The following is a 12,514-nucleotide window of genomic DNA, read 5'->3' as shown; positions in this document are numbered from 1 at the left end:
TCTGTAATAATTTTTTTTAATTAATAAAAAATCTTTATATTTATTTTTTTTGATCAGCAGCTAAACGCATTTCTTTACAAAATTCACCAACGTGATCTACAACATCTTTTTCACTTGAACTAGAAATTCGTTTTACAAATGCACTCCCAATAATTACTCCATCAGCTCCCCACTCACGAACTTTATTAACATGTTCTGGAGTGGATATTCCAAAGCCAACAGCAATTGGATTGCTGTTTACATCTTTTAATTTAGCAATAAGATTTTCTACTCTATTTTCCATTTTGTTTCTCTCACCAGTGACACCTGTAACACTTACTAAATAAGTAAATCCTTTTGTATGATTTGATATTTGTTTCATTCTTTCAAAAGGAGTAGTTGGAGCTACCAATAAAATCAAGTCCATAGAATAATTACTAACTATTCTAGAAAATTTATAAGCTTCCTCTAAAGGGAGATCAGGAACTATGAGTCCAGAAACACCAGCATTGGATGCCATCTCACAAAACTTTTCAAATCCAAAACACAGTAATGGATTTAAGTAAGAAAAAAGGATGATGGGAATATTTAATTTACGTTTTAAAGATTCTAAAAGTTTAATTACTTTACCTAAGTTAGTACCAGACTTTAAGGCGCGAGAGGCCGCCACTTGGATAACAGGTCCGTCTGCAAGTGGGTCACTGTAAGGGACACCTAATTCAATAAGGTCAGCTCCATTCTCTTGTAACTTTAATAAGATCTCAGAAGTTATTTCAATATTGGGATCCCCAGCCATTATAAAAGGCATCAAAGCTAATCTTTTATTATTTTTTAACTCACAAAACATTTCATCTACCTTAGATAAAGATTCATTTTTAGTAATTTGCATTTTGCTATCTTTCATAATTTTTAGATATTTTTCTATGAATAATTTAAGTATTTTTTTCTAAATCTTCCATTAGTTTTTCCTGCTCTTCCTTTGACAATGAGTTGAATTTGCTTTCTAGTTTATCATTAACAACTTTTTCATACTCTTTTCTATAACGCTTCCTTTGTTCCATAAAAGTCATTTTTCCATTTACAACTCTATAAACATAAGATGTTACCCAAGTAATAACAATCAAAATCAAGATACAACTTGAGAGAGTAGTGGCTGTAAAATTATCGATCCCGATTTGCGGTGCAAATTTATAACTAATTAATCCTATTAATGAAATAAATAGACCTATTTGTATAACTTTTCCTTTAGTCAATTATTTACCCTTTACCACTTCCTTTTAGTCTGAGATTTAAAAATGGAGAAAATAAAATTAAACCTGGAAAGAAAAGAAATACAAGGCCATAAATTCCTAATCTTTCAAATTTGCCCATAATATTCCATCTATTATTCATCCAGTAAAAAAGTATCAAAGGGATAACCAATAAATAGGTTGAAATAATTCCAATATAAGCAATTAAAGTAGCAAATGAATTATTGAAAAAACTTTCCATTTTAATTTATGGTTACTTAGTTAAAACATAACAACTCTTGGAAGTTATCGTCAGAACTAAAAATAATTAAATAATGGGAGTGGGGGGACTTGAACCCCCACGAGCTAAATCGCTCGACGGATTTTAAGTCCGGCGCGTCTACCAATTCCGCCACACTCCCAAAGGGAATTTGCGCTTTCTAATCGTAGCTGAAAGTAACCCATTTAACCAAGAAAAATTGGAATATTTACACTTTTAATTGTCTGATTAAATCAAAATTTTTTAATTTACTATCCCTTCAACTTGCCATTGTAAAGTTTCACCTGCATGAAATGGTTTTATTTGTCCTACAATATTTTTTTCTTCAACAACTTCGATAAATTCTTTAATTTTATTTGGTCTAGACACTAATTTTAATTTTTCTTTATTTGGGGGCAAGTTATAAAAATTAGGGCCATTCAAACTTGCAAACTTTTCAAAATTATCTAGAGCATCCTCCTCTTCGAAAACTGTTAAATAGCTTTCTATTGCTACTGGTGAATTAAAAATACCTGCACATCCACAAAAAGCCTTCCACTTCCTGAGGTGAGGAGCAGAGTCAGTTCCCAAGAAAAAACATTTATCGCCACTTGTTGCAGCTTTCCTTAAAGCGAGTCTATTATTTTCCCTCTTAGCAACTGGTAAGCAGTAAAAATCACTATTTAAGCCTCCAAAAAACATTGCATTTCTATTTATATGCAAATGATGAGGAGTGATAGTAGCCCCAATATTATTTTCTTGAACAAAATTCACTGCATAAGAGGTAGTTATATGCTCTAAAACGATTTTTAATTTTGGAAATCTTTTAATTATTTGAGAGAGTTCTTTATCTATAAAAACTTCTTCTCTATCGAATACATCTACTTCCGAATCAGTAACTTCCCCATGAATTAAAAGAGGCATTCCAGAATCTTGCATTAATTCAAAAATCTTATATAGATTTTCTATTTTCCTAACTCCATGATTGGAGTTTGTTGTGGAATTAGCAGGATATAATTTTGCTGCGAAAAAGACATTATTTTTAAAACCATTTAGTAGTTCTCCTTTATCAGTATCATCTGTAAGATAAATTGTCATTAGTGGTTCAAACTTAGAACTTTCTGGTAACGCTTCAACAATAGATTTTTTGTAAGAGACAGCGCTTTCAACAGATGTAATGGGAGTTTTAGTATTTGGCATAACGATAGCTCTCCCAAAAAATTCCGAAGTAAAATGAATAATATTTTTTAATACAAGACCTTCTCTTAAATGTAAATGCCAATCATCAGGTTTTATTATGGTTAAAGTATTCAAAATTTTTTTTATTTAATTAATTTTAACAGCAAATTAAAATTGACAATAAATTATAGATAATCGAGGATAGTTATTAACCAACTATAAAATTTTTATTCTCTAAATAGAAACCTAAATATGAATGATCTTTTATTTCCAATAATAGAAATAGTTTTAGGAGTAGTTCTACTTTTTGCTGGAGGAGAGTTCTTTATTCAAGGAGCCATATTCTTATCTTTTATTTTAGGAATACCCCAAATAGTAATTGGCTTAACAGTTGTTTCTCTTGGAACAAGCTCTCCTGAGTTGTTGGTAAGTTTAAGTTCAATTTTAAAAGGGAGTGATTCAATTGCCGCAAGCAATGTAATTGGAAGCAATATTTTCAATGTTCTCGTTGTTTTAGGTATAAGCTCATTGATAAAACCTCTTAAGGTGAAAAGCAGAATAGTCAGAAGAGATGTACCTCTGTTAATGGCTATCTCTTGTGCAGTTTGGGCTATGTCATCAACAGGCTTATTAACACTTCAAGCAGGTATCTTTCTAATACTTTGTTTAATCTTAAATACAATATGGGAAATTAATACTATCAATGAAAGAGGAGAGGAGACAAAAGATGCGGAACCAGAAATAGAAGAATTCAAAGATAACGATAAAGGGAGACTTAATATTTTAATGAAGTTAATATTGGGAATATTTCTTTTAAGCTTAGGTTCAAATATTTTAGTAAATGGTTCTCAAACACTTGCTACTCTTTTGGGTGTAAATGAAATTGTTATTGGTTTAACTATTGTCGCCACAGGAACATCTTTACCAGAATTAGTAACTTCAATAATTGCTGCATTTAAAGGTAAAACAGATCTTGCGATTGGGAATGTAATTGGAAGTAATCTGCTCAATCAACTTCTAATCCTTGGAAGCTGTAGTATTTTTTCAGGATTTAAAGGTTTAGAAATTGAACAAAGTCTAATAAAAGTTGACTTACCTTTTATGGTTTTAACTACCTTTGCATGCTTACCAATATTCTGGAGCAAAGGGAAAATCACTAGAATTGAAGGGTTTATTTTGATTAATTTTTATATTTTTTACATTCTCGATAAGATATTTTTTTTGAATGGATTTAATTATCTCTCTGAATTAAGGATAGGTTTATTTATTTACTTCGCGTTACTTATAGTGTTTCTGATTTTTCAAGAAAAATTAAAATTTTCTAATTCATAAATTCATCCATACATAGTCACAAATTCTTCTGAGATAGTTGGGTGCAAAGCCATAGTAATATCAAAGTCTTTTTTTGTTATCCCTGCATTTAATGAAATTGATACCATTTGAATAATCTCAGACGATGTTTCTCCAAACATATGACATCCTAGGACTTTTTCAGTCATCTTATGAACTACAATCTTCAACATACATTTTGATTTTTTCTTCCTAAAGGTATTAGACATAGGGGTGAATTGGCATTTGAAAATTTTTATATTTTTTTCAGAGTAAATCTCTTTAGCTCTTTTCTCACTTAAGCCAACTGTTGAAATTTCTGGAATAGTAAAAACCGCCTTAGGGATATATTCATAATTTACTTTTCTTTTTTGATCATTAAAAAAATTATCCGAAAAAACTCTCCCTTGTTCTATTGCTACTGGAGTTAAGTTTGGTTTATTAATGATATCGCCAACTGCAAAAATATTTGCATTGCTTGTTTGATTGAGTTCATCAACATCTAAATATTGGCCATCCATCTTTAGATTTAAAAAATCTAAATTCAAAGGCAAAAGATTTGGTTCTCTTCCCGTAGCAATAAGGATATTATTAGTTAGGAGTTTATCCCCCGTGTCTAGGGTAGATTCCAGGTTTCTCTTTACCCTATTGATAGACTTTAATTGAGTATTGGAGATTATATTAATTTCAGTAAAAGTAGGTGATTCCTCTAGGCATGAAGAAAGATCCTCATCAAATCCATTAAGTAAATGTTTACCTCTAATTAATTGAGTTACTTCAGTACCTAAATTTCTGAAAATAGAAGCAAATTCACAAGCAATATATCCTCCTCCTACTATTAATATTGATTTGGGAAACTTTTCTAATTCAAAAATATCATCACTAGACCATGCCAAATCTTCCCCAGGAATATTTAATTTCTTAGGTTTACCTCCAACTGAAATAAGAATTTTTTTTGAACTTATTTTATTTTTGATTTTCTTAGTTTTTGGACAAATAATTTCTAATTCATTTTGAGTAATAAATCTTCCTAAACCCTCAAAAACTGTTACATTAAATCTTTTTAAAGAATTCCTATGTAAATCACTTAGTCTAGAAACCTCTTCTCTAACATTCTTCAATAAAATATTTGACTCAAAATTAATACCTTCATTTTTTAATCCATACCCTTCAGAAGAATCCATATTTTCTTTACTTTTAGCTGCATAAACCATCAATTTCTTAGGGACACATCCCCTTATCACACAAGTCCCTCCAATTTTATTTGCTTCTATGATTGCGACTTTTGCTCCATAACTAGCCGCACGTTTTGCCGCCGCAAGTCCTCCAGATCCAGCACCAACAACAATTAAATCAAATTCAAATTCCAAGACTTTTTTAATCAATTATTATAACGTTAGTTTATAGCTTTAATTCAAATAATGAATGGGATTTTGACATGGGATGATTTTAATAAGTTTGAAGTTGAAGATCTTGACAGAGTTCATGGTATAAATAATTCCTACGCAAATTTAAGATTATTTGGTCATAGTGAAAATGATGTATTAGTTACCCTTTATAGGGATAGGCATTCTTGGTGCCCTTACTGTCAGAAGATATGGTTATGGCTTGAATTCAAGAGAATTCCATACAGAGTCAAAAAAATAAATATGTTTTGCTACGGTCAAAAAGAAAGTTGGTTCCTTGAAAAAGTCAGATCTGGGAAATTACCTGCAATTCAATTTAAAGAGCAAGTTATAACTGAAAGCGACGATATCATAGCTTTTTTAGAAAATGAATTCGGAGCACTTGGATCTTTTATAACATCTAGTCACCTTACACAAATTCGAAAATTAGAAAGAGAAATTTTCAGATCCTGGTGTAATTGGCTCTGCAGAGAAAGCTTTAATTCTATAGACAACTCTTTTAGAAAAAAGAGATTTAAAGAATCGATTTCTAAACTTGATGAAATCTTAAGCAGATCTAAATCAGGATTCGTTGACCCATCAGTATCTAATACTGGTGATTTAGAGCCTGGTGTTGGAGATATAATTTTTATTCCCTATATGGAGAGAATGAATGCATCACTGATTTACTATAAAGGTTTTAGCTTAAGATCTAATTACTTTTATATAGATAAATGGCTTACTCTTTTTGAAGGGACTAGTTCTTATAGAGGGACACAGGGAGATTTTCATACTCACTCTCATGATTTACCTCCACAAATGGGTGGATGTTACACAGAAATTAATGAACAACAGATTGCATTTTCTAAGTCAATAGACTCTGGAGAGGGTCTTAGTAATTATGAATTCAATAAAAATTATGATTCAAAATATTACTCCAAGATAGCTCTTAAAAGAGTAATAAAGCATAAAGAGAATTTACTTAAAGTAAACCCATACAATAAAGGATCCTTTGACGAATCATTGAGATCGGCATTGACACATATGATTACAGGTGAACTAAGAATCCCAGATAAACTCTCAGGAAATTCTCTTAGATACTTAAAAAATAGAATATCAGTTCCAAGAGATATGCCAATTATTTCTGCAAGGTTATTAAGACAATCATTAAATAAAATTGAACAACAAAGTTTAGATAATGAAATTGATAAGATCTCGCTCAATCATAGATATGATCAAGATCCTAAATATTTTATTCATACTTGATTATGAATTTTTTCTAGAATCTATTTGGAGTAAATCCCTTATTTTTTGAACTTGACTTGCAATATTAGGATCACTAGATAATTTTTTTTCAACTTGTTCAATTGCATACATAACAGTTGTATGGTCTTTTCCACCAAATTCATCTCCAATTCTCGGCAAGCTTAGATCCGTTCCGTGACGCATAAGATACATGCCTATTTGTCTTGCTTGGCTTACTGGTTTCCTTCTACTTGAACTAATCAATTCATCTGTAGAAACTTTGAAGAAATCTGAAACTTTATCAATAACTTGTTTTGGAGTAACAACTACTCCAACACTATTCGGATCAAGCATCGGGGCAATTGATTGAACTGTCATTGGCAGACCTGTTATTGATGCGAATGCAACAGCTCTAGTGAATGCCCCTTCCAATTCTCTTATGTTAGAAGTAAATCTTCCTGCTATAAATTGAATTAAATCTCTGGGAAGACTCATCCTCTCTTGTTCGGCCTTTTTCTGAAGGATAGCCGTCCTTGTCTCAAGATCAGGGGGTTGAATATCTGCAGTCATCCCCATTGAGAACCGAGAAATTAATCTCTCTTGAATTCCCGACAATTGATTTGGAGGCCTATCACTTGCAATGACTATTTGACTTCCTGATTCGTGGAGAGCGTTAAAAGTATGAAAAAATTCTTCCTGGGTATACTCTTTACCTTCTAAGAACTGTATATCGTCTATTAAAATTAAATCTACATTTCTATATTTATCTCTAATAGCTGTCATTCCATCTCTTCTAATACCACTAATAACATCGTTAGTAAAAGTTTCTGTAGATACATACTTGACTTTTGCTTCTGGATCAATTTCAACTCTGTAATGACCAATCGCTTGCATTAAATGAGTTTTTCCAAGACCCACCCCACCACAAATAAAAAGTGGATTAAATTCCCTTCCAGGAGATTCTGCAACTGCTAAAGCCGCGGCATGAGCTAACCTGCTATTTGGACCTACAACAAATCTTTTAAAGACGTAACGTAAATTTAAACCGTTAGGATTTTTAGATCGATTTTTTGAAGAATTATCTTGGCTAGTATTAGAAAAAGATTTTTTTATGTGATTAACGTTTTGTTCATTTAAGCTCTCCTTATTTATAAAATCGCTATTGACAATTGTTTCAGATTTAAAAACAACTTTTACATCATGGCCACAAATTTCTTTTGCAGCCTTTTCAATAGTTTCACAATAATTCTTTCTTAACCAATCACTTGAAAATGTATTTGGAGCTATTAAGGTTAATAAGCCATTCTCAAAGCAATTAAATTTAGCTGGCCTTATCCATGTCTCAAATGAAGGCTTACTTAAAGTTTTTTGGAGTAATTGTTGAACTTCCGCCCAAATAGGATTAGTTGCTTGCAAAGTTTTTTTATCTAGATTATTAATCTAGTTGGAATTTAATAATTGGCCATTATCAAATCACAAGATCACAACAAATTTAAAATTTTTTAACAAAGCATGATTTAACTTTAATAAGTGAATTTTATTTTTTTAATAGGAATATAATTATCTTAAATGTGGTGAAGTATTGGAGAAAGCTTTATTGATAATAATGGCAAAATGGCATGCCTTTGGAAGATGCAAAACAAGATTGGCAAATGATATAGGTAAAAGTAATTCTGCAAGAGTACAAAGTGTGATGACCAATCACACTATTCGTGTAGTCAAATCTCTCCAAAAAAATGAACTAATTGATATTTCTATAGCCATATCTGGCCTGGGGATGAAAAATTGTAAAAGATGGTCTGAAGCATTAGGAATTAAAAAATTTAATTTACAGGGGAAAGGTTGCTTAGGAGAAAAAATGAAGAGACAAATACTTATCAATAAAAATTTTTGTGCTCAAAATAATATAAAAAATATTATATTTATTGGTACTGACCTTCCAGATTTATGCCATTTAGATTTATTAAATAGTATCAAAGAGCTAAAACAAAATGATCTAATTTTAGGACCGTCTAATGATGGAGGATATTGGCTTATTGGTTTATCAAAAAAAATAATATCTAAATATCTACATCTTCCTTTTATTGACATTAATTGGGGTAGAGAAAATGTTCTTCAAAATACAATTGATAATTTCGCCTCTACAAATTTAAAATATAAATTTTTAGATAAAAAAATTGATTTAGATACAATAACTGATATTGAAAATAGAAAGTAATCCATATGTCTAAAATCTCAATTATCATTCCAACTATCAACGAAGCCAATAATTTACCATTGTTGCTTTCAGACTTGTCGATTGTTAAGAAAGAGGGAGAAATTCTTATCGTTGATTGCGGCAGTGATGATAAAACTCTTGATGTAGCTGATATTTACGGTGCAAAAGTTTATAAGTGCAATGAAAGGAATCGTGGTTTACAACTCAATATCGGAGCTAAGTATTCAAAGGGAGAGTGGCTAATTTTTTTACATGCTGATACTAGATTAACTCATGATTGGTTTTGGAAAATAAAATCCCTCTTAAAAGGAGACAAAAAAAATATTTACTTTTTTACATTTAAAATTAATCATAAAAAGGTGATTTACAGAATCCTAGAGATTCTTGTAAATTTTAGGAGCCAATATTTAAAAAAACCCTATGGGGACCAAGGTTTAATAATTCATAAATCTACTTATCTTAAGAATAATGGTTTTAGAAAAATAGCCCTTATGGAGGACTTAGATTTTTTAAGGAGATTAAAAAATAAAAAAGATTTAAAGCAATTGAATATCCCTATTTTTATCAGTCCAAGGAAGTGGGAAAGAACCAATATTTTTCTCCAAGCATTTAAGAACTGGAAATTTAGAAGACGATGGTTAAAAGGTGAATCGACGAAATCTATATATTCTGACTACTACAAAAAATAGTTAATTTGCATACCAAAAGGCGCATTTAGAACCTCTTGGTTCTAATATCCAACCCTGTCTTTTGTAAAATGGAACAACTTCTGCATCAGCAAAAAGAGTAACTTTTGAAATACCAATGTTTTTTAACTCTTTCAATATGTATTTCATTAACTCCTTACCTAACCCTTGCCCTTGATAAACAGGATTAACAGCCACATCCCATATTGTTGCTTCTAAAATTCCATCACCAGTGCATCTTGCAAATCCTACTAATCTAGGAAATTTATCGTCATGACGCCATAACCCAATTACCAAAATACTAAAATCTAAAGCCCTTTTAACTCTCCTTATTGGTCGCCTGCTCCAACCAACAGTTTGCAAGAGTTGATCTAGCTCTATTAGATCTAACTCTTTACTTTTACTACATACAAAAACTTCTTCATTATTTTTTTGAGTGAATTCATAAGAATTTAAGCCATAGTTTTGTATAAGTTCATTTCTAGGAATAGTACTAGATTTCTTTATTAATGAAGCTGGGTTCTTAAAAATCATTAAAAATTTGCAAATCCTTTTTGTTGCAGTTCAGAAAGCTGAAAATATAAACCTTTTTTCAATCTCAATTCACTATGGGTACCCTCTTCTATTAATGCACCTGACTTCAGGACTAAAATCTTATCAGAACTTTCAATAGTTGCAAGTCTATGAGCTATTACTAATGCTGTCCTTTTTTTTAGAATTCTCTCAAGATCCTTTTGTAAAGTTGCTTCTGTAGTGGGATCCATAAATGCTGTTGCTTCATCCATTATCAAAACAACAGGATTTCTAATAGCCACTCGAGCTACTGAAAGAAGTTGTCTTTCTCCAGAAGAGAGATTCCCCCCTCTCCCTCTAAGAACAGTATTCAAACCTTCAGGTAATTTTTTTAACAAATTATTTAATCCTAATTCTTTACAAAGATTTTTTAATTCAAGATTGTCTATGTTCGCATTTAGTTTCAAATTATCTGCAACATTTCCACTAAAGATAAAGGTATCTTGCAAAACTACTCCTAACATATTTCTAAGAGTTGCTATAGGAATATCCTTAATATCTATATCATCAATTAATATTTGGCCTGATTGAGGTTCATACAATCTACATAACAATCTAATTATGGTAGTTTTACCTGAACCAGTTGGCCCTACGAAAGCCACATGCTCTCCTGGGTTAACCAAGAAAGATAAATCCTTTATTATGTGCTCTCCTTCTTTGTAGAAGAAATTAACATTTTTGAACTCAATTTTACCCTTAAATTGTTTATTAGATTTTTTAACAACTTCTAGAAAATGTTTTGTGGAAATAGAATCTTTAATTTGAATTTCCTCATCCAATAACTCATTTATTCTCTCAACAGCAGTGAGTCCCCCCTGAATCTGGGTAAATCTTTCTGCAAGCTGTCTTAGAGGTTCAAAAAGTCTTTGGGAATATAAAATAAAGGTGGTTAGTGTTCCCAAACCAATATTTCCAGAAGTAACAAGATACCCGCCAACTGCTAAAACCAAAGAAACTGCAGCAAGCGAAATCCACTCTATGAATGCTGAAATACTACTGTCATAAAATATTGTTCCATTTACTGCTTTCTTATATGCAACTCCAGTATTAGAAAATTTCTTGCTATTGAAAGCCTCTCTTCTAAACATCTGGACGACTTCTAAACCTTGAAGATTCTCTTGAAAATCAGAATTGAGTTGAGATAACTCCTCTCTTACTTGATAATTTGCCCTTCTATAACGTTTTTGAAGCCAAATAATAAAATATGAGACTGGGATTTGAGTTAAAAGTAATAAAATGGCAAGTCCCCGATCAATTGAAAGCATTGTCAGGGAGATTACTATCAAGCTGACAAAGTCAGCAATAACTCCAACTGCACCGCTCCCAAAAACCTCTGCTAGAGCATCAACATCATTTGTTAATCTAGTTAATAATTTACCTACAGGCATTTTATCGTGAAATTTAAGAGACAAGGATATTGCATGGTCAAAAAGCTCTCTTCTTATCCTTGCTGTCAATCGTTGACCAACTGCTTGGATATTGTAGGTTTGATATCCTTGTAAAACCAACCTAAATAAAACAGTTACAAATAAAGTTAAGATTATTGCATTTATTGACTGCCCAAAGAAAGTTTTACTTAGCCAAACATTTGTACTTTCATTTTTAAGAATAGTTATTGCTTGACCTACTAATAGTGGTTGAATAGCTCCAGCGAAAGACACAGGCAACAAAATAATTAAAATTAAATAAATTGCTTTTTTATCTCTAGTTAAATATTTACCTAACTTTTTAATTCTTCTAAAATCATTGAAAAACATTTAGCTAATCTTCTATAGAGCATTAATAGATTCTATTGATAAAATTGTATCTCTGAGATGGTTATCATCTAACCTCATAGATAAAGGATTTCCAATTAGTCTGGCAGTCGAGTAGAAAAGATCATCTATTTTAACTAAACCATTCTCTTTAAGAGTCTTTCCAGTTGCTACCAAATCAACGATTGCCTCCGCCATACCTGTAATCGGTCCAAGTTCGACTGATCCTGTCAAATGGACTATTTCAACTGGTATATTCAGTTCATCAAAATAAGATCTTGCTGTTTTTGTGAATTTACTCGCTACTTTACAATTAGCAGGCAGATCAGTTGGTTTTGAATAATTACTATTTTTCTTAACCGCCAATGACATATGACAGCCACCAAATCCCAAATCGAGCAACTTTGCGACTCTTGATTCAGATTCTCGTAACACGTCATACCCAACAATACCCAAATCAGCTTGACCATAACTTACATAAACAGGGACATCCCCATTCCTTACTAATAAGGCTTTGGCTCGTTTGCAATTTGATTCAAAGGTTAATGATCTATTATTAATCTCCAAAGCGTCAGAAAAATCTAACCCAGCTCTTTTAAAAGTTGAAATTGAATCTTTTAACAGAGCTCCTTTTGGTAAAGCTATAGTAAACATAGATCAATTTCTTCCAAGCCTTCT

General features: G+C 31.4%; 13 protein-coding genes and 1 tRNA gene. 4 read left to right on the top strand and 10 right to left on the bottom strand.

Annotation, left to right across the window (positions count from 1 at the left end; all coding sequences use genetic code 11):
* Nucleotides 1-40: 40 nt before the first annotated feature.
* From JJ847_08865 to pyrC, 5 genes are all read right to left on the bottom strand, one after another.
* Entirely contained in the window at nt 41-883 is an 843-nt protein-coding gene (locus tag JJ847_08865; protein ID MBO6960996.1) for a tryptophan synthase subunit alpha, read from the bottom strand.
* A 28-nt stretch (nt 884-911) separates the two neighbouring features.
* Complete coding sequence (locus tag JJ847_08860) at nt 912-1,232, bottom strand: DUF3007 family protein (protein MBO6960995.1); 321 nt, start codon at nt 1,230-1,232, stop codon at nt 912-914.
* Nucleotides 1,233-1,236: 4 nt separating this feature from the next.
* Entirely contained in the window at nt 1,237-1,470 is a 234-nt protein-coding gene (locus tag JJ847_08855) for an NAD(P)H-quinone oxidoreductase subunit L (GenBank protein ID MBO6960994.1), read from the bottom strand.
* 74 nt (nt 1,471-1,544) lie between these two features.
* Nucleotides 1,545-1,630, bottom strand: a tRNA-Leu gene (locus JJ847_08850).
* A gap of 101 nt (nt 1,631-1,731) precedes the next feature.
* Nucleotides 1,732-2,781, bottom strand: coding sequence for a dihydroorotase (pyrC, locus tag JJ847_08845; protein MBO6960993.1), 1,050 nt, complete (start codon nt 2,779-2,781; stop codon nt 1,732-1,734).
* 117 nt (nt 2,782-2,898) lie between these two features.
* Here pyrC and JJ847_08840 point away from each other — a divergent pair, with 117 nt between their 5' ends.
* The gene (locus JJ847_08840; GenBank protein ID MBO6960992.1) at nt 2,899-3,978 is read left to right on the top strand and encodes a calcium/sodium antiporter; all 1,080 of its coding nucleotides are present in this window, start codon (nt 2,899-2,901) and stop codon (nt 3,976-3,978) included.
* Nucleotides 3,979-3,980: 2 nt separating this feature from the next.
* Here JJ847_08840 and gorA read toward each other — a convergent pair whose 3' ends face one another.
* Nucleotides 3,981-5,345: a glutathione-disulfide reductase gene (gene gorA, locus JJ847_08835; GenBank protein MBO6960991.1), complete on the bottom strand. Its 1,365-nt coding sequence runs from the start codon at nt 5,343-5,345 to the stop codon at nt 3,981-3,983.
* Between the two features lie 51 nt (nt 5,346-5,396).
* On the opposite strand from gorA, the gene JJ847_08830 reads away from it, so the two are divergent.
* On the top strand, nt 5,397-6,626 hold the full coding sequence (locus tag JJ847_08830) for a glutathione S-transferase domain-containing protein (GenBank protein ID MBO6960990.1): 1,230 nt from the start codon (nt 5,397-5,399) through the stop codon (nt 6,624-6,626).
* Here the strand turns inward: JJ847_08830 and dnaA are convergent, their stop codons facing one another.
* Nucleotides 6,627-8,021: a chromosomal replication initiator protein DnaA gene (gene dnaA, locus JJ847_08825; GenBank protein MBO6960989.1), complete on the bottom strand. Its 1,395-nt coding sequence runs from the start codon at nt 8,019-8,021 to the stop codon at nt 6,627-6,629.
* Between the two features lie 190 nt (nt 8,022-8,211).
* On the opposite strand from dnaA, the gene JJ847_08820 reads away from it, so the two are divergent.
* Nucleotides 8,212-8,823, top strand: coding sequence for a TIGR04282 family arsenosugar biosynthesis glycosyltransferase (locus JJ847_08820; GenBank protein ID MBO6960988.1), 612 nt, complete (start codon nt 8,212-8,214; stop codon nt 8,821-8,823).
* 5 nt (nt 8,824-8,828) lie between these two features.
* The gene (locus JJ847_08815; protein ID MBO6960987.1) at nt 8,829-9,512 is read left to right on the top strand and encodes a TIGR04283 family arsenosugar biosynthesis glycosyltransferase; all 684 of its coding nucleotides are present in this window, start codon (nt 8,829-8,831) and stop codon (nt 9,510-9,512) included.
* On the opposite strand, the gene JJ847_08810 is transcribed toward JJ847_08815, so the two are convergent.
* From JJ847_08810 to JJ847_08800, 3 genes are read right to left on the bottom strand one after another with little or no spacing between them, the layout of a single operon-like run.
* Entirely contained in the window at nt 9,513-10,043 is a 531-nt protein-coding gene (locus JJ847_08810; protein ID MBO6960986.1) for a GNAT family N-acetyltransferase, read from the bottom strand.
* Nucleotides 10,043-11,839 (bottom strand): ABC transporter ATP-binding protein, encoded by a 1,797-nt coding sequence (locus JJ847_08805; protein MBO6960985.1) that lies wholly within the window; start codon nt 11,837-11,839, stop codon nt 10,043-10,045. The genes JJ847_08810 and JJ847_08805 overlap by 1 nt, the downstream gene beginning before the upstream one ends.
* Nucleotides 11,840-11,851: 12 nt before the next feature.
* Nucleotides 11,852-12,490, bottom strand: a complete 639-nt coding sequence (locus tag JJ847_08800; GenBank protein MBO6960984.1) for an ATP phosphoribosyltransferase — start codon at nt 12,488-12,490, stop codon at nt 11,852-11,854.
* Nucleotides 12,491-12,514: the final 24 nt, after the last annotated feature.

The organism is Prochlorococcus marinus CUG1438 (genome assembly GCA_017644325.1).
GTDB classification, from domain to species: domain Bacteria; phylum Cyanobacteriota; class Cyanobacteriia; order PCC-6307; family Cyanobiaceae; genus Prochlorococcus_A; species Prochlorococcus_A marinus_AA.
Note: the sequence above shows the minus strand (reverse complement) of the source record. Positions and strands in the feature narration are given on the sequence as shown.

Coding starts and splice junctions, on each gene's coding strand:
- JJ847_08815 (MBO6960987.1), top strand. CDS start 8,829: ATGTCTAAAATCTCAATTATCATTCCAACTATCAACGAAGCCAATAAT.
- JJ847_08865 (MBO6960996.1), bottom strand. CDS start 883: ATGAAAGATAGCAAAATGCAAATTACTAAAAATGAATCTTTATCTAAG.
- JJ847_08800 (MBO6960984.1), bottom strand. CDS start 12,490: ATGTTTACTATAGCTTTACCAAAAGGAGCTCTGTTAAAAGATTCAATT.
- JJ847_08855 (MBO6960994.1), bottom strand. CDS start 1,470: ATGGAAAGTTTTTTCAATAATTCATTTGCTACTTTAATTGCTTATATT.
- JJ847_08830 (MBO6960990.1), top strand. CDS start 5,397: ATGAATGGGATTTTGACATGGGATGATTTTAATAAGTTTGAAGTTGAA.
- JJ847_08820 (MBO6960988.1), top strand. CDS start 8,212: ATGGCAAAATGGCATGCCTTTGGAAGATGCAAAACAAGATTGGCAAAT.
- JJ847_08810 (MBO6960986.1), bottom strand. CDS start 10,043: ATGATTTTTAAGAACCCAGCTTCATTAATAAAGAAATCTAGTACTATT.
- JJ847_08840 (MBO6960992.1), top strand. CDS start 2,899: ATGAATGATCTTTTATTTCCAATAATAGAAATAGTTTTAGGAGTAGTT.
- JJ847_08805 (MBO6960985.1), bottom strand. CDS start 11,839: ATGTTTTTCAATGATTTTAGAAGAATTAAAAAGTTAGGTAAATATTTA.